At 71.2% G+C, this 19,616-nt stretch carries 16 protein-coding genes, 1 tRNA gene and 2 pseudogenes; 11 read left to right on the forward strand and 8 right to left on the reverse strand.

Annotated elements, in window-relative coordinates; translation table 11 throughout:
- The 3 genes and pseudogenes from BBK14_RS09865 to BBK14_RS09875 all read left to right on the forward strand — a co-directional run.
- Window positions 1–505 (forward strand): IS5 family transposase (locus BBK14_RS09865; protein ID WP_116430038.1); only part of this gene is annotated, 505 nt, incomplete at its 5' end.
- Window positions 506–734: 229 nt separating this feature from the next.
- Window positions 735–926 (forward strand): annotated as a pseudogene (locus BBK14_RS09870) (transposase); the annotation flags it as partial.
- A 244-nt stretch (window positions 927–1,170) separates the two neighbouring features.
- A complete protein-coding gene (locus BBK14_RS09875; protein WP_241831352.1) occupies window positions 1,171–1,731 on the forward strand; it encodes a hypothetical protein in 561 nt (186 codons plus the stop codon).
- Between the two features lie 680 nt (window positions 1,732–2,411).
- On the opposite strand, the gene BBK14_RS09880 is transcribed toward BBK14_RS09875, so the two are convergent.
- Window positions 2,412–2,484: transfer RNA gene (locus BBK14_RS09880), tRNA-Asn, on the reverse strand.
- 248 nt (window positions 2,485–2,732) lie between these two features.
- On the opposite strand from BBK14_RS09880, the gene BBK14_RS09885 reads away from it, so the two are divergent.
- Both BBK14_RS09885 and BBK14_RS09890 read left to right on the forward strand, forming a co-directional pair.
- The gene (locus tag BBK14_RS09885; RefSeq protein WP_020458943.1) at window positions 2,733–3,011 is read left to right on the forward strand and encodes a hypothetical protein; all 279 of its coding nucleotides are present in this window, start codon (window positions 2,733–2,735) and stop codon (window positions 3,009–3,011) included.
- A gap of 168 nt (window positions 3,012–3,179) precedes the next feature.
- The gene (locus BBK14_RS09890; RefSeq protein ID WP_241831354.1) at window positions 3,180–3,677 is read left to right on the forward strand and encodes a winged helix-turn-helix transcriptional regulator; all 498 of its coding nucleotides are present in this window, start codon (window positions 3,180–3,182) and stop codon (window positions 3,675–3,677) included.
- 67 nt (window positions 3,678–3,744) lie between these two features.
- Here the strand turns inward: BBK14_RS09890 and BBK14_RS09895 are convergent, their stop codons facing one another.
- Window positions 3,745–5,289: an LCP family protein gene (locus tag BBK14_RS09895; protein WP_420849139.1), complete on the reverse strand. Its 1,545-nt coding sequence runs from the start codon at window positions 5,287–5,289 to the stop codon at window positions 3,745–3,747.
- A gap of 480 nt (window positions 5,290–5,769) precedes the next feature.
- Here BBK14_RS09895 and BBK14_RS42775 point away from each other — a divergent pair.
- Window positions 5,770–6,120 (forward strand): annotated as a pseudogene (locus BBK14_RS42775) (alkaline phosphatase D family protein); the annotation flags it as partial.
- A gap of 168 nt (window positions 6,121–6,288) precedes the next feature.
- On the opposite strand, the gene BBK14_RS09905 reads toward BBK14_RS42775, so the two are convergent.
- From BBK14_RS09905 to BBK14_RS09915, 3 genes are all read right to left on the reverse strand, one after another.
- Window positions 6,289–8,205, reverse strand: coding sequence for an ABC transporter ATP-binding protein (locus tag BBK14_RS09905; protein ID WP_071061260.1), 1,917 nt, complete (start codon window positions 8,203–8,205; stop codon window positions 6,289–6,291).
- Between the two features lie 409 nt (window positions 8,206–8,614).
- Window positions 8,615–8,869, reverse strand: coding sequence for a hypothetical protein (locus BBK14_RS09910; protein ID WP_020458932.1), 255 nt, complete (start codon window positions 8,867–8,869; stop codon window positions 8,615–8,617).
- A gap of 216 nt (window positions 8,870–9,085) precedes the next feature.
- Window positions 9,086–9,553 (reverse strand): SCP2 sterol-binding domain-containing protein, encoded by a 468-nt coding sequence (locus tag BBK14_RS09915; RefSeq protein ID WP_071061261.1) that lies wholly within the window; start codon window positions 9,551–9,553, stop codon window positions 9,086–9,088.
- Window positions 9,554–9,788: 235 nt separating this feature from the next.
- On the opposite strand from BBK14_RS09915, the gene BBK14_RS09920 reads away from it, so the two are divergent.
- The 3 genes from BBK14_RS09920 (at window position 9,789) to BBK14_RS09930 (ending at window position 13,242) form a co-directional block, all read left to right on the forward strand.
- A complete protein-coding gene (locus BBK14_RS09920) occupies window positions 9,789–11,558 on the forward strand; it encodes a protein kinase domain-containing protein (protein WP_071061263.1) in 1,770 nt (589 codons plus the stop codon).
- 234 nt (window positions 11,559–11,792) lie between these two features.
- Window positions 11,793–12,734, forward strand: a complete 942-nt coding sequence (locus BBK14_RS09925; RefSeq protein ID WP_071061265.1) for a ParA family protein — start codon at window positions 11,793–11,795, stop codon at window positions 12,732–12,734.
- A 10-nt stretch (window positions 12,735–12,744) separates the two neighbouring features.
- On the forward strand, window positions 12,745–13,242 hold the full coding sequence (locus BBK14_RS09930; protein ID WP_241831356.1) for an oxidoreductase: 498 nt from the start codon (window positions 12,745–12,747) through the stop codon (window positions 13,240–13,242).
- 33 nt (window positions 13,243–13,275) lie between these two features.
- On the opposite strand, the gene BBK14_RS09935 is transcribed toward BBK14_RS09930, so the two are convergent.
- Window positions 13,276–13,683 carry a PPOX class F420-dependent oxidoreductase gene (locus tag BBK14_RS09935; protein WP_071061269.1) on the reverse strand — a complete coding sequence of 136 codons (408 nt, stop codon included), beginning with the start codon at window positions 13,681–13,683 and terminating at the stop codon, window positions 13,276–13,278.
- 877 nt (window positions 13,684–14,560) lie between these two features.
- On the opposite strand from BBK14_RS09935, the gene BBK14_RS09940 reads away from it, so the two are divergent.
- Entirely contained in the window at window positions 14,561–15,340 is a 780-nt protein-coding gene (locus tag BBK14_RS09940; protein ID WP_071061271.1) for a hypothetical protein, read from the forward strand.
- A 189-nt stretch (window positions 15,341–15,529) separates the two neighbouring features.
- On the opposite strand, the gene BBK14_RS09945 is transcribed toward BBK14_RS09940, so the two are convergent.
- Complete coding sequence (locus tag BBK14_RS09945; RefSeq protein WP_020458925.1) at window positions 15,530–16,237, reverse strand: hypothetical protein; 708 nt, start codon at window positions 16,235–16,237, stop codon at window positions 15,530–15,532.
- Between the two features lie 649 nt (window positions 16,238–16,886).
- Window positions 16,887–17,123 carry a DUF397 domain-containing protein gene (locus BBK14_RS09950; protein WP_020458923.1) on the reverse strand — a complete coding sequence of 79 codons (237 nt, stop codon included), beginning with the start codon at window positions 17,121–17,123 and terminating at the stop codon, window positions 16,887–16,889.
- Between the two features lie 1,609 nt (window positions 17,124–18,732).
- On the opposite strand from BBK14_RS09950, the gene BBK14_RS09955 reads away from it, so the two are divergent.
- Window positions 18,733–19,599 (forward strand): helix-turn-helix domain-containing protein, encoded by an 867-nt coding sequence (locus BBK14_RS09955; RefSeq protein ID WP_071061273.1) that lies wholly within the window; start codon window positions 18,733–18,735, stop codon window positions 19,597–19,599.
- Window positions 19,600–19,616: the final 17 nt, after the last annotated feature.

Below are 19,616 nucleotides of genomic sequence, written 5' to 3' on the forward strand. Positions count from 1 at the left end.
GCTGACCGCCGCCGAACTGGGACGCTCCCGGGGCGGGCTGACCAGCAAGGTGCACCTCGCGACCGACCGGCGCTGCCGCCCACTGTCCATCATCCTCACCCCCGGACAGGCCGCGGACAGCCCACGTTTCCTCCCAGTCCTGAAGAAGATCAAGGTGCGTGGACCGGTCGGCCGCCCCAGGACCCGGCCGGACGCGGTCGCCGGAGACAAGGCGTACTCCTCCCGCGCCAACCGCGCCCACCTGCGCACACGGAAGATCCAGGCGGTGATCCCGGAGAAGGCCGACCAGAAGGCCAACCGTAAGAAGCGCGGCAGCGCCGGAGGCCGCCCGGTCAGCCACGACGCCACGCTCTACAAAGACCGCAACACCGTGGAGCGTGGCATCAACAAGATCAAGGAATGGCGGGGTCTGGCCACCCGCTACGACAAGACACCCGAAAGCTACGCCGCAGGACTCCACCTGCGCGGATCCATCCTCTGGCTACGCAGCCTGCCAACCCCATGATCCGAACTCAGAACAGGCCCTAGCCAGCAGGGTCGACGCCGGGGGCAAACCACCCGATGGCACGGCGTTGGAACAGTTCTTCGTCTGGCTACCCGCGCCCGGGGACACCGCCGACAGCCCCGACGGCGCCGATCCGCCCGACCAGCACGCGGCCTGACCCCGCCTCGCCGACACCCAACCGACCAGCAACGCCGGCCGGGACCTCGACGTGCGATCCCACGGCATCACCGAACATTTACCCCTGCACAGGTACGCAAACGGTCTCGAACGCGACCTGGCCGCCGTCAGTGCCGGCCTCACCCAGCCCTGGAGCTCCGGTCCAGTCGAAGGACACGTCAACCGCATCAAGATGCTTAAACGCCAGATGTACGGCCGCGCCCACTTCGACCTCCTCCGTAAACGCGTCCTCCTCGCCACGTGATCGTCGACAGAACCAGAGGAAACACGTAGAGCCAAGCGGGCACCGCTATCCGTTCCGCATTCCGCCAACTCGCGGAATCCATCGTCATCGACACCGCGTCGCCCCTGCGGGCCCGTCAGATTCACCGCCCCAGGCAGCCCGAGATCCGCGTATTCCCTCCCGGCTCGGTCAGCATGCGCCGGGCGGAAAGTGGCGTGTCAACCGGGCTCTCTTCCGCCCGTTCACAGATCTTCCACGACCCGACATGAATCCGATCTTCACCGTTCACGATTTCCGGGCCGTGGAACATCTTGACCGGACGGCCGCCCGGCTGACACACCCCATCGCCCGACGCCACCGACCAAAACGCCGGGAAGGGAAACACAGACCAGGCCGCCACCCGGCGGTCAAACCCTCCCCGCCCGAGGAGGTCGCCATGCACGGAATGATCGACTGCACGATCGCCGGATACGTCAGTCACAAGGTCCACATCGGAGACCTCAGGCGCCGCTCCGGCATCTGGGCCGCCATCCCCCTCGGACTCCGCCTCCCCGACCGAGTCACCTCCGAAGGAGTCCGGGAAGGCAAAATGCGCTACTTCACCGTCAAGGCCTACGACAACCTCGCCACCCAGGTCCGCGACGCCTCCCTGAACATCGCCGACTGGCTCGTCATCCGCGTCGCCGACATCCAGACCAACCTGTGGACCGACCGGGAAAACGGCAGGCCCCGCGCCGGCATAGACATCATCGCCGCGAGCATCGAATTCCGCCCCGACCGCGACCGCGTCGCACACTTCACCGCCGGCCTCACCTCCAGCCGATAGCCATCGAGGGCCCTGTCCGCAGGAGATCCTGCGGACAGGGCCCTCGACGCCTGACGAGCGGTGAATGGCCGCCTGCGGCGTCGGCGGTGCACGCCACGAGGCCACCATCCGCAGCATTGCAGCGAGACCCGCGCAGCAACAGGGGAGGCCGACCCACACTCAGGCCGCATCTGCCAGACATCGGATGATCATCAGTTTGGCCTGAACGCCCGAGATGACACCTGTACAGCGCTCACGCCCCGCGAAGCTATGCGATGGCAGCCCTGCCACCTCCCGCCATCATCACGGCGACGCGCCACGGCAGTACCCCGGCAGACGATCTGGATACGATCTTGAAGGCCACGGACAGAGGTTCCCGACCACGCCGCCGTGGTCACCCGATCGGCACCGGCACATAGGGAGGTCCGCCTTCGGCGGACCTCCGAGGGCGTTGCGCGGATCGCCCGTCGTCCACAGACCGACGCGAGAGCGCACTTCCACGAGGGACCACAACCAAGATCGATGTGGCGCCAGTCACATTCTCTCGATCACGCACCGCGCGCGAGGCGGACGCAGGATGTCGGTCATGCACTCTCGGCTCGACGGCAAACCTGTGGCCAGGCACGGCCCATAAAGTGTGGATAATCTGTGGAGATGATCTACATGAGAAGGAGGGTGCAGGTCTCTGACCTGCGGCGATGCTCCCGCGATAGGACTCGAACCTATAACCTGCCGGTTAACAGCCGGCTGCTCTGCCAATTGAGCTACGCGGGACCGTCATTTCCGTCAGGCCCGAACCGCCCAGGTTCCGCCGAGCGACCAGATGCTCCGCGGCCTGGCCGCCGTGCCGCCTGGATCTAGCCGCCCGAACCGGGCGGGTGGCGGCGACGGATCGTGCCTGACGTCGTCAGCCTACCTGAGGTTCCGGCACGGCTGTCGGTGGGGTAGTAAACAAGCCTGTGACAAGCCGGAGCAAGCGCGGTGTCAGCCGCGAACGCCCGGCTCCTGCCCCGGGAGGAACCATGCGCATCAGGCCCAGTGTGGTCGTTGCCCTCGGCATCGGGTACGTCCTCGGTGCCCGTGCGGGGCGTGACCACTACGACGCGATCATGCGCCAGGCGCGCGAGGTCAGGGAACGCCCGGAGGTCCAGAGCGTCGCCGGGGTGGTCTCGGCCCAGGCCGGGGCCCTCGCCCAGCGGGTCCGCACCGTGCTGGGCAGCGCCCAGGACAGCGACGGCACCACCTTCGCCGCGTCCCTGGGAGCGCACAGCTCCAACGGTGTGGGGGTGCACTCGCGCTGACGACGACCAGCATCTCCCACCACACCGCGGTGTGGGCCCTGCCCCATTTGGGGGACCACCCCAGGAAACGCCGGTTCCGGGCGGTCTGGCTGCAGGCCGTCCGGGTCCGTCCCGCTGGCGAGCGCTCGGCACGGGTCCACCCGGCCGCCGGCGGCCACACCGGTGTCCGTGCGCGCTGACCGGGGGCGACGCGGCCCCGGCGGCCGGCGGACGTCCACGCATGCCGGCGGTGCCACGCCGGGGTCAGGTGCCGGGTCCGGGCCTGGCTCCGGCTCCGGCTCCGGCTCCGGCTCCGGCTCCGGCTCCGGGCAGGCTGCGGCCGGTGTGCCGGAGGAGCTCGCCGCCATCCTGGAACTGCTGGGACGCCGGTACACGCTGGCCGCCTTCTGGAGCCTTCGCGGCGGTTCGTCCTCCTTCCGGTCTCTCACCGGACGGGTCGGCGCGCCGGAGTCCCAGCTCTCGCAGCGGATGCGCGAGCTGCGCGAAGCCGGCCTGGTCGAGGTCGACGAGGTCGGCGAGTACCGCCTGACCAGCCATGGACGTCGGCTGTTGGGCGTTCTGGAGCCGCTGTCCGCCTGGGCCCAGGACTGGGTCGCGCTGAGTCCACGCCAACGGATCCCGAAGGGCTCCGCCAGCCACGCGACGGACGAACCGGACCCCGACTGACCCGCCCGGCACCCCGGTCAGCCCCCGGGCCGACTACGGCGTCCCGCGGTCGGGTGGACATCCCACGTCAGTAGGTGCAGTTCGGCGGGGGGGGTGGGGTGGCCGCGGCGGGGGGCGCGGGCGCGCCGGGGACGGTTCCGGCTGCCGTGGTACCGGCGGCGGCGGTCTCGGCGCCGGTGGCGGCCGGAGCGGCCGCGGGAGCCGTGACCGGGACGTCGGCGATGCCATCGAAGGACGATCCGAGGATCAGCTGGAGCCCGTCGATGCCGGGGTCGCTCTCCAGCCGTGCCCCGGGTACGAGGGTCTGCAGGGTGGCCGCCGCGGCGTCCAGGCCGGTGCCGAAGCGGACCCGCGAGGTCACGTAGTTGCTGGTGGAGGCGTTGCCGGCGTTGGTTGCCCGGAAGCCCTTGCCGTTCAGCTCGTCGACGGCGTCGGCGGCCAGTCCGGCGATCCCGCTGCCGTTGAAGACCTGGACGGCGACCTCGGTGGCGTCGGCGCCGCCGCCGGCGCCCGGGGCCGAACCTGTGGAGCCGCCGAGCGGGGCGACGATGCGCTCCAGATCGGCCGGATTGTAGAACTGGACGGACACCCGCTGGCCGCCGACGAGGATCTCGCCGCGGTCGTTCACCGCGCCCTCGGCCCTGGTGGGCGGATGGGTCGGCAGGGTCTGCATGCCGACCCCGCCCGAGGCGATGCCCTTCAGCCTGGTCGCGAGCTTCCGCAGGTCCAGGAGATCGGTGTTGTCGTCCAGGGTGAGCGCGCCGGTGGCCGTGGACAGGAGCTGCTCGAGCTGGCTGGGGTTCGTCAGGACCCCGCCGCCGACGACCTTGTGGAACACCGCGCCCATGAACTGCTGCTGGCGGCGGATGCGGTCCATGTCGCCGCCGGGCAGGCCGTGCCGCTGCCGGACGAACGCCAGGGCCTGCTCGCCGCCGACGTGCACCGTCCCCGGGCCGCCGACGAAGCCGCTCATCGGGTCGTTGGTGTTGCGGCTCGTCCGGCCGTTCTCGGCGACGAACTCCTTGTGGTCCGAGGGTAGGACACAGACGTCCACGCCGCCGATCGCGTCGGTGATCGACTTGAAGCCCGCCAGGTCCATCGAGACGTAGTGGTCGATGCGCATGTTGGTCAGCGACTCGATCGTGCGGACCAGCAGTGACGGGCCGCCGTCGGAGATCGCGGAGTTGAACTTGGCCTTGTGCCGGGCGTGCTTGCGCCCGTCGGTGTCGGTGTACTCGGGGATCGTGACGTAGGTGTCGCGCGGGATGGACAGCATGGTCACGGTCTCGTCCTCACCGAAGTGGGCGAGGATCGTGGTATCGGAGCGCTGCCCTTCGAGGCCCGCACGGCTGTCCGTGCCGACGAGCAGGAAGTTGGTGGCGCCCTCGGACTCTTCGGGCCGGTCGTCACCGAGGTCGAGGTTGACCTGCCCGATGCGGCCGTTGGCGTACGTGTAGACGGCCCATCCGCCCGCGGTGACGGCGAAGACCAGGACGGACAGGAAGCCGAGGAGCACCCGGGAGAGCTGCGAGGAGGCGCTGCGGGGCGGCCGGCCTCCGCCGCGCAGGTCGAACGGGAGCGTTCTGGATCGCCGCTCTGGATCCCGTGGCACACCCGGTCGCCCGCCCAATCCAGGGTCTCCCTCCGGCGCACCACACGGAAAACAGCGCTTGGGGCGGAAATCATAGGCTATGCACTCACGGACGGGACCACCCGGTGGTCCCGTCCGCGCTGGTCAGGAGCGCCCACGCGGAGACACCCTCCGACCGGGCCAGATCGCCACCGGGACTGTTCCGCGCCGCCCGCGGCCGGGTTCAGAACCTCGCCAGCCGGGATCGGGCCCTCACCAGCCGGCTGGCCGGCTGCCGGGCTGGCTGGCCCGCCCGATCCGCAGCGCTCATCCCTCTGCGCGATGTTCATCGCGTTCCGCAACGTTCATCGCGCCGTACGCGGAGCGTCGGCGGGGAGTCGGTCGCCGGATCGCCGTGATTGCCAGGCTTCTCCCCGCTGGGGGCCATCGCGCTGACGCCGCGCCGGAGCCACCGCGCGGGATGGCGGCCATGGGGGGCGACCGCCGGGGCGCGCGCGGCCGGTGCGGCCGGACCCGGCGGGCCGGCTGTACCGCAAGATCTCCTACGGCCCGCTGCTGGACGTGTTCGTCCTGGACATGCGCAGCTACAAGAACAACAACGGGGTGGGGCAGACGGATCCGGCCGGCGCGGCGATCCTCGGCACCCGGCAGCGGGACTGGCTCATCGATGGCCTGACCAGGAGCAGGGCGACCTGGAAGGTGATCGCGAACGACCCGCCGCTCGGCGGCGTCGTCCCGGACGGCACCACCGCCATCGAGGGAGTGGCGCAGGGCTCGCCCGGGGTGCCGCTGGGTCGTGAGGTCGAGATCGGGCAGGCCCTCTCGGCGATCCGGCGCAACCGGGTGCGCAACACCGTATGGATCACCGCGGACGTGCACTACACCGCGGCGCTGAGCTATCACCCGACCGGGCGGCCAGTCGAACCTCCCTCCCTCCGCCGGGCTGCAGTTCTTCGGCCGCCTCGCGATCGACGGCGGCTCCCGCGCGCCAACCGCCGCCTGCGCTCGCCGCCGCCGGGCCTACTCGGCGCCGGCGAGCGCAGGCGCAGGCTGAAGCGGCACCTCCACGGCGGGGTCCCGCTGCTCGAACTGGGTCCGGTACAGCTCGGCGTAACGACCGCCCGCCGCGATGAGCTCGGGGTGGCTGCCGCGCTCGACGATCCGGCCGGCCTCGATGACGAGGATGACGTCGGCCGACCGCACGGTGGAGAGCCGGTGCGCGATCACCAGCGCTGTCCGGCCGGCCAGCGCCTCGCCGAGCGCCTCCTGCACGGCCGCCTCGGACGTGGAGTCCAGATGCGCGGTGGCCTCGTCCAGGATCACCACCCGGGGGCGGGCCAGCAGCAGGCGGGCGATCGTGAGGCGTTGGCGCTCCCCGCCGGAGAGGCGGTAGCCCCGCTCCCCCACCACGGTGTCCAGCCCGTCGGGAAGCTGGGTCACCAGGTCCGCCAGCCTGGCCCGGCCCAGCACGTCCCACAGCTCGGCCTCGGTCGCCTCGGGCCTGGCCAGCAGCAGGTTCGCCCGCACGGTGTCGTGGAAGAGGTGGTCATCCTGGGTGACCATGCCGATGGTCTCGCGCAGCGAGTCCGCGGTCAGGTCGCGGACGTCCACCCCGGACAGCCGGATCGCGCCCGAGCCCACGTCGTAGAGACGCGGGATGAGCTGGGCGATCGTCGATTTTCCAGCCCCGGACGAACCGACGAGGGCGATCATCTGGCCCGGCTCGGCCCGCAGCGAGACGTCGTGCAGCACCTCACCGTTCTCGCGCTCGTCCAGGACGGCCACCTCCTCCAGTGACGCCAGTGACACGGCGTCGGCCGAGGGGTAGGCGAAGTGCACGTGGTCGAACTCCACCGACACCGGGCCGGCGGGCAGCGGGCGGGCGTCGGGGCGCTCCACGATGAGGGGCTCGAGGTCGAGGATCTCGAACACCCGCTCGAAGCTGACCAGGGCGCTCATCACCTCCACCCGGGCGCTGGCCAGTGAGGTCAGCGGCGCGTAGAGGCGGGTGAGCAGGAGCGCCAGGGCGACGACGGCACCGGGCTCCAGCTCGCCGCGCAGGGCGTAGTAGCCGCCCAGCCCGTAGACGAGCGCCAGTGCGAGGGCGGACACGAGGGTCAGGGCCGTCACGAACACCCACTGGACCATGGCGGTGCGCAGGCCGATGTCGCGCACCCGCTGGGCGCGGCGGGCGAACTGGGCGGATTCGTCGGCGGGCCGGCCGAACAGCTTGATCAGGGTGGCGCCGGGGGCGGAGAAACGCTCCGTCATCCGCGAGCCCATGACGGCGTTGTGGTGGGCGGCCTCGCGCTCCAGGCGGGCGAGGCGGGAGCCCATCCGCCGTGCCGGCAGGACGAACACGGGAAGCAGGACCAGCGCGAGCAGGGTGATCTGCCAGGACAGGCTGATCATGACGACGAGGGTGAGCAGGAGCGCGACGAGGTTGCCGACGACTCCTGACAGGGTGTCGCTGAAGGCGCGCTGGGCGCCGATCACGTCGTTGTTCAGCCGACTGACCAGGGCACCGGTACGGGTGCGGGTGAAGAAGGCGATCGGCATCCGCTGGACGTGGTCGAACACCGCGGTGCGCAGGTCGAGGATGAGGCCCTCGCCGATGCCCGCGGACAGCCAGCGGTTGAGTACGCCGAGGGCGGCCTCGGCCACCGCGATCGCCGCGATCAGCGCCGCGAGGACGATGACCGTGCGGGGACGGGAGCCGTCCACGATCGCGGTGACGACCCGGCCGGCCAGCACCGGCGTCGCCACCGCCAGGACGGCTCCGGCGATGCTCGTCACCAGGAACAGGCCCAGGGTACGGCGGTGCGGCCGGGCGAATCCCGCGATCCGGCGCACGGTCGCCCGGGAGAACGGGCGCCGCTCCTCCTGGGCGTGCATCGCCGAATACATCGAGTTCCAGGCCGCGAACTCCATGCTCATCTGAACACCACCTGTCCGTCGCCGAGGTCCGTACGGCCGCACGTATCGGAACACGGAGGTCCGACAGTTTTCCGCGCGTCCCAGGTGGGCGCGCCGGCGGCGTTCGGGGCGCGCGGCCCCTCGGCCGGACGGCCGGGGGATCACGAGCCGGCTCGGACGCTAATACCTGAAGTTGACTTCAGGTCAAGCTTTTGCGACCGGGGCCGCCCGGCGGGCCGACGTCGCCCTGCTCCGCGACGAGCGAGGGCCAAGGGCCAAAGGCGAAGGGTGGGCTGGCGAGGAGAAAGGCAGAAAGCGGATCCGCCTGCGGGAGCCACCCCGGGATTCGGCGGGTCCAGGGGGCCGGCGAAAGGTGTGCCCGGTCGCCGTTGACCGGACTACGTCCCTCGTCGCGGTCCCGACCGCGAGCTCAGGCGATGCGTGTCGCCCGCTCGGCCATTCGCGGCGCCGCCGGCAGCACGGACACCGGGTGGTCCGCCATCCATCCGACGTCGGCGACCGTCACCTTCATCCGGCTGGCGAGATCGGTGGGGGCGTACCCGCCCTCGAGCGCCTGCCTGATGGCGGCGGCCCTGATTGCGCGCAGGGCCGAACGCTGCGGATGTGACGTCCACATCAGCTCGTCGGCAAGCCCCGCACGTTCGATCGGGTCAGTTACCTGCATTACCTCGTCGCATGTCACGGTGATAGATGGTTGCGTGAGCAGGAAGTCTTGGCAACACCCTGCACAACAGCTGTTCCGGCGGCCTGCCAGACCGGCCACCGGAACGGACCTCGAGGCGACGCGACCCGTCCCGCGGATCGATTACAGCCCGTTTACGGATCCCCGCTGGACCATAACGCGATCCCGCAGCGGTGTGCGCTCGGTAACCGGCGGCGCTCAGTTCTCGGAGGGAACCCCGAACCAGGAGACGACCTGCCCGCCGAACTTGAGGTCACCATCAATCTTGATCTTGCGAGTGAGGTAGAGCTTGGCGGCGTTCGCCTGCCCTGTGACAACGCGCACCAGCCGCACGCGGTCGGTCGTGATGGTCACCGTCCGCCCGCCGCCCGGCGCCGTGCCGCCGGGCGGGTCGATGGTCAGCTCGCACGCCGCACCGTGGACGGCCAGCACATACACCCGCGTCGCACCGCCCGGCCCACCGCTGAGGACGAACTGGACCAGCGCGTCCTCGCCCTTGGCCTTCTCGGGCTGGAAGCTGTCGCGCATCCGGGCGAACAGCTCGTCGAGGACGGCGTCGCCCGACGGGCCACGCAGAACCGTCTCCGTCTGGGACTCCGACAACGAGCCCAGCGCGTCGACCAGCGTGGCCGGGTCGGCGTTCAGATCAACGGACAGGTCGGACATGGGTGCTCCCAGGTGCCGCGCCGATACGGATGGCCGGCCATGCGCCGGTACGTCCCATGATGTCGCGCCCCCTCGACGCCCTCGACGCGGCCCCCTGCCGAAGGTGACACCCGGCCGCTGCCACGGCCGTGTGGCATTTGGGCCTGTTCGGGCGCATGTGGCCGGTGGATACCATCGGCGACCGGGCGGCCGGCCCGGCGCCGTCGACACCGAGCCGCGGCGGAAAGGACACCGGATGCTGGAGCCGCTCATCGACTCCGACCCGCGTGCCATCGGGCCGTACCGGCTGTCGGGCAGGCTCGGCACCGGTGGGATGGGCGCCGTCTACCTGGGGTTCGACCCCGCCCGCCGACCAGCGGCGGTCAAGGTCGTCCGGCCTGACCTGCTCGGCGACGCCGAGTTCCGCGGCCGGTTCCGCCAGGAGGTCGCCGCCGCCCGCCGGGTGCGCGGCTCGTTCGTCGCCGCCGTTCTCGACGCCGACGTCGACGCACCGACGCCGTGGATGGCGACCGAGTACGTCGACGGGGTGAGCCTGCAGGCGGCGGTGAGCCGGCGTGGGCACCTCGACGGGCCGATGCTCGCCGGCCTCGCCGCCGGTCTGGCGAACGCGCTGGTGGCCGTGCACGCCGCCGGCCTGGTGCATCGCGACCTCAAGCCGTCCAACGTGCTGCTGGCCTGGGACGGCCCGAAGATCATCGACTTCGGCATCGCCCGGTCGCTCGACGCCACGAGCCACACGACCGCCGGGGGCGTGCTCGGGACCGTCGCGTGGATGGCGCCCGAGCAGCTTCGCGGCGAGCGGGTCGGGCCACCCGGAGACATCTTCGCCTGGGCTCTGTGTGTGGTCTTCGCGGCGCGGGGGCGGCACCCATTCCCCGCCGACGCGCCGGCGGTGTCCGCGATGCGCGTGCTCGCCGACGACCCCGATCTGACCGGTGTGCCCGACCACCTGCTCCCGCTGCTCGCCCGGGCCCTCGCCAAGGACCCGGGCCTGCGGCCGACGGCGACGCAGGTCGTGTCCAGCCTCGCCGGGGTCGTGGTGGCCAGCCTCGACGAGGCCGACGCCGCGGTCCGCGGACTGATCGGAACCGGCTGGGTTCCACCGACGCCGCCAGGCGCCGGCCCCCCGCCCGACGTGTCGGACGTCCAGACCGCGGCGGCGCGGGCGGGCTCGGTGGCACCGGCGGGCTCGGTGGTGGCGCCGGGCATCGGCACGGTGGCGGATCGGACCCTGCGGGCGCGCCGCCGCGGGAGCGGCGGCACCGGTGGCGGCCGCTCCGGCCTGCTGACCGGTCTCGCCGCCGCCGGCCTGGCCCTCGCCGTGCTCGCGGTCACGCTCGCCGTGACCGGTGTGGGATGGGACCGGTCGGCGGGGAGCGGTGACCGGAGCGACCAGGACGCGCGGATGCGGGTCGGGGCGCTCAAGGACATGGTGCCCCCGGTGCCGGCGGACAAGGGGGCACGCGCGAGCCGGCCGGGCTTCCCGGCCGCGGATCCCGCGAAGCCGGGCGCGACCCAGACCGCCTCCGGCTCCCCCGGCGTGGCGCCGGGCTCGAATCCGCCGGGCCCTTCAACGGGCACACCGGGTGTGCCGCCGTCGGCGGCCCCCGCGCCCGCGCCGTCCCAGACTCCGCAGCTGCCGCCGGCCACGCCGCTGTACCGCTACTACAACGGTCAGGATCACGCCTCGCTCACGAGCGCGGCGCCGGCGGCCGGCTTCCACCTGGAGCATGTGCTGGGCAAGCTCTTCACCAGCGGTGACGCCCCTGGGACGGTTCCCGTCTACACGTGCCTCAACGGGGCGGAGTCGTTCACCTCGCTGGCGTCCTCATGCGAGAGTCGCACGCCGGTGGGCGTGCTGGGCTGGATCTACGCGGCGAAGCCGGCGGAGCCGGCCACCCAGGCGGTGTACCGGTGCCGTATCGGCGAGGATCACTTCGAATCACTCCAGGCCGACTGCGAGGGCCAGACAGCGGAGGGGCTCATCGGCTACGCGCCGCCCTGACGGCCGGCAGGCCGGTCCGCCGCGCTCTCCGCCCCGCGGAACAGCGTGCCCGGCCGTCCTACGGAGTAGCGTGCCCGGCGCGGCGAATCCGCCCCGGCCCGGCCCCGCCGTACAAACACTCTCCGCACAAACCCACTCCGCGCGAATCTCCGCCGTGCGCCCCGCCGCACGAATCACGCGCCGGCGTGTGGTTTCCTCTTACCAGCACCGGCGGGATACGGGAGCGAGGATGCCGTGAAAGTCGTGGCAGTCGTCAATTACAAGGGCGGGGTGGGAAAGACGACGCTCACCGCGAACATCGGCGCGGACATCGCCCGTTGGGGAAAGCGCGTCCTGATGATCGACCTCGACCCACAGGCGAGCCTCACGTTCTCGTTCTACCGCCCGGAGGAGTGGCGGGCGAATCTCGCCGACGACCGGACCGTCAAGGAGTGGTTCGAGGCCTGGCGCGGCGAGTCCTACGTTCCGCACCTCTCACCGTTCGTCACGACGCCGCCGGTCGTCAACTCGGCCATCACCCACAACGGCGGCGGGCTCGGACTGGTCGCGTCGCACCTCTCGCTAGGTGACGTCGAGATGAACCTGGCGGCCCGGCTGGGCGGGGCGCAGGTCCACCGCTCGACCCGGTACTACTTCGACGTCTACCAGCGTCTCGCCGCGGGCCTGGCGACGTTCCACCCGCACGACTACGACCTGGTGCTCATCGACTGCCCGCCGAACTTCGGTGTGATCACCCGCATGGCGGTCGCCGCGTGCGACTTCCTGCTCGTCCCGGCCCGGCCGGACGAGCTGTCGACGCTGGGCATCGAGCACCTGCTCACCCGGCTGCGCCGCTTCGCGTGGGAGTACAACCGGGTCGCCGACATGCAGTCGGACCGCCACCCGGGGGTCAAACGGCTCGACCCGCAGATCCTCGGCATCGTGTTCACCATGGTGCAGTACTACGGCGGCCAGCCGATCACCGCGATGCAGCCGCACATCGAGCTGGCGAAAAGCCTCGACGCGCCGGTGTTCGACGCGATGGTCCGGGAGAGCAACAGCTACTTCGCCGGCGCGGCCGGAACCCAGCTCCCCGTCGTGCTCTCCGAGCGCATTCCCCGCGGGCTCGCGCTCGAGCTGCGCACGCTCGTCGACGAGTTCCTCCGGCGGATCGGGGCGGCCAACCGTGGGTACTGAAGCCACCACCATGAGCACGGGAACCGGCGCCGTGGGTGCTGACTCCGGCGCCTCGCCCGCGGACCTCGGCGCGTTGCTGCTGCGCCAGGTGGCGGAGCTGCTGACCGGCCTCGACAGCCGCCAGGTCGCCGACCTGATCGCGGGCCACGCCCGGCTCGCCGTGGTGTCCACCGCCGCCGGACGCCCTTCGGGCACGGCGGCGCGACGTCCCGCTGGTGCGGCGGCGGGCGCCGCGGGCCGGGCCCAGGTCGAGATTCCCAGCGGAGCCGAGCTCGAGGAGCTGCGCCGATCCCTGCTCGACGCGCCCAGCCGCGCGGCCGCCGAGCAGCTCCTGGACGCCCTCGGCCCGCTTACGGTGGCCCGGTTGCGGGCGCTGGCCGTCGACCTGGGGATCAAGGGCATCACCAGCCGTGACCCCCGGGCCGCCGTCCAACGGAAGATCGTGGACCAGACGGCCGGCCTGCGGCTGCGGTCGGAGGCGATGTTCGGCGGCGTCCACGGCACGTGAGGCCGCCGCCCCAACAGCGGGTGGCGGGTGCGGCTACCGGCCGGGCAGGGTGATCCGGATGGCGGTCTGGGTCTCCGGCGGACGCCGGCGCACCGTGCGCGCCGCCTTCGACATGGCCGAGACCAGCGGCGCCGCGACCCGGTAACGGTGGCGCACCATGGCCCGCGCGGCACCGGTACGTTCCGGGACGATCTCTGCCATCACCTCCACCGGGCTCTCCGCCGCCTTTCCGCGGGCGTCGCACGGGGCGACCGTCGCCCGCGGGGAGTCACGCAGACGGCGCACCTTTCCGCTTTTTTCGTCGGTAAGAACGAGCAGCTCGGCGCCGTTGACCACGAACCACACCGGCGTCGAGACGGATCGCCCGTCACTGCGAAAGGTGGTCAGTGACAGGTACTTCGACGTTTCGGTCCATGCAGGCAGTGTGACGGCTGACGACATGGGCGGAACCGTAGCCCGGCCGCGGCCGGGCCGCTCGCCGGGTGGCGGAGAAGCCCGGAAGATCCCCCGCACGAATCACGCGGCCGGACCGATTCACCGCGCCGGCGGGATGATTCCGAGATTCGGGAGAACGAACCTCACCCGCCTGGCTTCGCCGACTTTCCCTCGTTCCCCCGCCGGCCGCGGGCGCTGACGGGCGTCCGGTGCGGTCCCGCGGCGGCGGGCCCGACACCGGTCGGTCACCGCCACGCCACCTGCGGTCACGCCCACCCAGCCGGGAGCCGGGCAGGCCGGACGGCCGGACGGCCGGACGGCCGGACGGCCGGACGGCCGGACGGCCGGGTCAGCCAAGCCGGCGGCTCCGGCGGCGAACCCCACCCGCCCACCGGCCCACAGCGGCGGAGTGCTGACTCCGGTCAATATCCCGGAAACGCGGCCCGGTAAAGCCGCGGACGGGCGTCCCGCCGCGGCGACGACCCGAGGCCCATACGGGCGTGGAGCGGAGTCACGGAAAGCGGCCGTGGGTCGACACGAATACCGGCGCCGGGCCGGCGGAGCACTTGACAGCGTTCGCCCGCTTGGCAGAATTGGGCCTCCGGCCGACGATGGCACATCGGATGAGGAATCGGCGTTCTCATCCGTGGGATCGACCGATACCACGGCGTGCCTTTGTCTCGGAGGCGAATACCCGGAGGCGGAACCTCACCTCCCACATCCCGCGCGGTGCCAGACCCACCTCGCCGCGGGTGCCGCCGAAACAACCAGAGAATAATCCTCTATATAAATTTCTCGCTCGATCCGGCGGCGGGACGACCTCCGCGGCGATCGGGCCAGTCTGGAGGCGGCACCCGATCCGGTGTCCAGGGAAGGCACACAGATGAGCCAGGTGGCCAGAAAGGAACGATCCGACAAGGGCAGCATCCGCATCAACGCGCGTGACTTCCGGTGCCTGAGCTGGCTGCTGGAGATGGGTTCGGCCTACGAGGTGGATCTCGCCATCGTGCTCGACCCGGCACGGCTGGCCTCCCCGAGCGCGGCGAGGGCGGTCGTGCGGCGCTGGCAGCAGGCGGATCTCGTCCAGGCGGAGGGGCTGTTCGCCAACCGGGGTCGGATCGTGCGTCTCACCGACGACGGCGCACGCCTGGTCGGCGAGGTCGATCACAGCGCCGCGGGCCCGCTGACCGCGGCCGTGCACGCCGCCGAGGTGGCTCGCACCCGGCTGCTGCTGGAACACCGGCCGCCCGGCATCCCGGTGGTCGGGTGGGTGGGCGCGCGCCGTTGGCGCGACGAGCACGAGCGGGCGGTCCGGACCGGCGCGCACGTTCCGGACGGTGTCGCCCGGCTCGCCGACGGATCCTGCGCCGCCGTGCAGGTCGAGCGGGTCAACCACGGGATCAGCACGGCGATCGGTGTCGCCGGCGACCTGCTGCGCAGGTTCCCCCACGTGGTCTACGCCGTCCCGGCGATGAACGACGGGGTGTCGGCGGTGATCGAGTCGGCCGTCGCGGCGGCTGCGCGGCAGATCCGCTCCGCGGGAGCGGATCCGGGCACCGCGCTGGTGATCAGCATCCCCGACCGGCTCCACGGGGCGTTGGACGACGCACCGGACGGTGGCTGGTCGGCCCCGGGCCGACGGATGGCACGACCCTGCCGGTGACATGAAAAGGCCGCCCGGGGTACGGGGGGATCCCCGGGCAGCTAGTACATGTTTGCACCGCCCCACCGGGTGATGCAACGGTCTGCGGACGACGAGATGGTCACACGTGGTCGAGCGCCCGCACCGGGCTGTTCGCGGCGGGTGGCCTCATGCTGCCGCTGCGCACTGCCGCGGCCGCGGCGGGTGGCCTTAGGCAGCCGCTGCCGCGGCGAGCGGCAGCACGACCCGAGGGCAGAGGTGGATCAGCCGGGTTGACAGCGTCCCGCCTTCGAGGACGTCCAGCAGGGCACCGGCTCGCCGGCGGTCGAGCCGGCCGGACCGGTGCAGACCGCGCAGGCGGAGCAGACCGGGCAGGTGGGCCTCGATCGCGTGCTGGTCCGGTCGGGGGGCTCCGTCGAGCCACGCGTCGAACTGGGCGTCGGTCATGACCTCCCAGACCACGGTGTCGGCGATCGCGCCGGTGGCGTCGGTGACGGTGACCAGATGGGGAATGCGCACCAGGTCCGCCAGGCCGGTCAGGTCAGGCCGGGCGCCGGCGGTGACCACGTGGGTCTCCCGCCCGCTGCGCAGCAGCACCGACCGCAGGTGGGAGGCGAACGCGAGTGCCAGGGCGCTGCGGCCGGGCAGCCCGCCCTGCACATGCATCACGACCGCGTCGATCCCGGGGCCGCGGACCCGCTCGGCGGCGGCCCGGGCCAGCCAGCTCGGCTCCACCATCACGAATCCCACCTGCGCACGCCGCCGTTCGCCGACGGCGTCACCGCCGTCCTCGGCCAGGGCCCGCACCACGACAGGCTCGTGGAACCATCTGCAGGTGATCAGCCCGTCGGCCTGCGGGAGGGACAGGAGCGGGAGATCCCCGGACGTGAAGATCCGATCCATGGTCAGGGTCGTCATTCGGCTCTCCGGTGCGCGTACAGGGCATGGCAGCGCTCGCGTCAGCCCCGGGGGGTCGATGTCGCATCGGTACGTGGTGCGGCGGGTACCGGGTCTCGCGTCGGCGGTCGGGTGCGGCGGTGCGGGGGCGTGGATCCGGCGGTCCACAAGCCGTCATGCGACCCGGCAGGTGCTGCCGAGGCCTTGGGGTACTGCCCGCCCCCCGTATCGGCGCCTGGCGACGGGCCACGGCGGCCCGCGCAGGGCGTCACGGAGACGGTCTGGCGGAGAGCTCCCAACCACGCATCTCACCTTGCGATCATGACCGGACGCCGGTGTCCGGTCGTGATCCGGAGCGAGACGGACTACAGCAGGATCCGTCAAGCTCGCCCTGGCGCTGATCGAGCGGCCGGCGCCGGTGGGCCGGCGCCTCGTTCGTCAGCGGTGATGGTGCGTACCTGGCGCGAGTCACCCAGGCGGAGGTTCGTGGCGCCGGTGGTGCGTGGCGCGATGTCCCATGCGTTCGCTACCTGGAGATCGCTTGATGCGTTTGGCGTTTCACTTTCCGTTAGTTCACACGTGTCAAACGACACCCTGACGGATGTCTGGTCACCACCCCCGAGGGCGACCGCGACGCCACGTGCTGGGGACCCCCGTGAGACCGCCCCGCTCAGATGAGCAGGTTGTCGAAATCCCCATCCTTCGCGCCCAGGATCAGCGCCTCAATCTCGGCCCGCGTGTAAACCAGCGCGGGTCCGTCGGGATGCCTGGAGTTTCGGACGGCCACCGCGTCCCCGGGAAGCCGCGCCATCTCGACGCAGTTGCCCTGCGAATTGCTCCGTCGACTCTTCTGCCAGGTAACCCGCTGTAGGGCCGTGGCAGGCATACCACTGTAGATCTTGGACAAGGTCGTTCTCCTGAAGATTCGTCCGGAGCCAGGCGATCGCTACACGCGGTCTGGGCACCTTTCCGCTCGAGCGGCTCGCAGCTCGTCCGCAGCCACAGAACCGCTCCGCCACAGGGAAGCCTCGGCCGATGAGAGGCCTCGTCCCACCTCCCTCCGGGGGTCGGCGCGTGCGCTTGCACGGACTTCGGCTCACGATACAGCACGCGCGTGTGCACGTGCATCCGACCTGCGCCCACGTGCACGCGACGTTCGACCGCTACGGATCGGCCCTTTCGGGYGACACTCACAACCCGCGACACGGACACACGACATCAACACCAGGACACACTGAATGCACTACGGAATACCGCGGGCGGAACGTCGATCTCGCGTTCCGTCTACATTTCATCGTCGTTACGGACACGGATCATCGCGGAGATCCCCTGTGGTGTAGGACTTTCTCCGGCGACAAAGAAGATCGGAAGGAAGAGAGCCCGCCACGAACCCGCAGCCCTCCGGCCCCGGCCCGGCACGCCCGGGCTCGACGGACCCGACGCCCGACGGACCCGACGGCTACACAGACCCGGCGGCTGACGGACCCAGCCCCGACAGACGCGACGCCATCGGACCCGTCGAACCTGGCCCCGGTCCGGTCCGGTCCGGTCCCGACCCCGTCCCGACCCGGCCAGGCAGCGCCCAGCCCGCCTCGGCCGCCCGAAGGATCCATTCCGGTGATCACCCGATCGTGCCCACTCGCCGGCGCCGGCAGCGGTGGCGAACGGCCTGTTCGGCACCACCCGCGGCGGCACCCGTCCGGCCTGTCGGCATCCCGCCGGCGCGTGCCCCGAGCAGCGTTCCCACGTGAATTCCGGCGCGCGCGGCCAGGCTTCCGCCCTCAGCGCCGTACCGCCCTACGTGCAGAGACGAAGGTCCCGATCACGCCCGGCAGGCCCGCGGGGAGGTTGTACGGTCGACACGACGCCCGATTCCGGCCTACAGAAGCGGGTCCCGGACCGAACGCGGCGGCACCGTGCGCGAGGCGCGAGCACCGTCGGCGAGCGGGGAAAAAGGTGTGCTCCGCGCCGTCGACAGGCGCTCTTCCGATCCCGGCGACGGGATCACCGGTGAGGAGATCAGAGGTGTGCTCCGGCGGCCGGCAACTGCTCGACCCAGCGTGGTCTTTCTGCCACAGTGGCGACCGAGCAAGGCTGATCCGGTCAAGGGGGATCCGGATGGAAGCAGGCACCACCAGACCTCCTCCGGTGGTCCCGCCCCGGGGGATGCCCGATGGCGGGGGTAACGGCAGCCGTCCCAGGAGCCGGCCGGACTGACGCGGGTTACGCACCCGCCGCCGGGGCTTCGCCGCGCCCGGAGCCGCCCGCCCAACCTCGGAATGCGTACCCAGCGTGGGACGCAATGACCGGGCAGTATGCGGAACGGCCGGACCGAGTCTCGTACCCCACCGAAATTGGGAGTCGGTCGCGAGCGCTCTCCGTCAACCGTGTATACGTATCTCGTTCGCACCACGAGACGTGACTTGAGTTGAACGGGGCGGAGAAGGCGCGAGGTGAACGAGGGTAGAAGATCGAATGCCGTACTCTTGCATTGACCTATGGCGAGGGGGCCGACAGTGACGACCACTCAGCCGGGTGGCGGTCCGACCGTACGTCGGATCCTGCTCGGCTCACAGCTCCGTCGGCTTCGGGAGGAAAAGGGCATAAGCCGCGAGGATGCCGGCTACCACATCCGGGCCTCGGAGTCGAAGATCAGCCGCATGGAACTGGGGCGGGTGAGCTTCAAGGAACGCGACGTCGACGACCTCCTCACCCTGTACGGGGTGACGGACAGCGCCGAGCGCGCGCCGTTGCTCTCCCTCGTCCGGGAGGCCAACCGGCCCGGCTGGTGGCACAGCTTCGGTGACGTGCTCCCGAACTGGTTCCAGCCCTTCATCKGGCTGGAGGAGGCGGCGCAGCTCATCCGGACCTATGAGCTCCAGTTCATCCCCGGGCTCCTCCAGACGGAGGAGTACGCCAGGGCGGTGATCAAGCAGGGCAACATCGGTGTGCCCGCGGAGATCATCGAGCGCCGGGTCAACGTGCGCATGAACCGGCAGAAGGTTCTCCACCGCGAGAACGCGCCTCGACTGTGGGTAGTTGTCGACGAGGCCGCCCTGCGGCGCCCGATCGGCGGCCCCAAGGTGATGCGCAGCCAGCTCGAGCAGCTGATCGCCCTGTGCGACCTGCCGAACCTGACTCTGCAGATCATGCCCTTCGCCTTCGGCGGGCACGCGGCCGAGGGCGGCGCTTTCAGCATCCTGCGTTTCCCGGAGTCAGACCTCCCCGATGTGGTCTACCTGGAGCAGCTCACCGGCGCCGTCTACATGGATAAAAGAGAAGATGTGGACATTTACGCCGAAGCGATGAACCGGCTGACGGTGGACAGCCCGCCGCCGGCCACCACGCCCGAGCTTCTCAGCCAAATCATCACCGAGCTCTGAAGCCGGCCAGGCGTACC

It is taken from the genome of Parafrankia soli, assembly GCF_001854695.1.
GTDB lineage: Bacteria > Actinomycetota > Actinomycetes > Frankiales > Frankiaceae > Parafrankia > Parafrankia soli.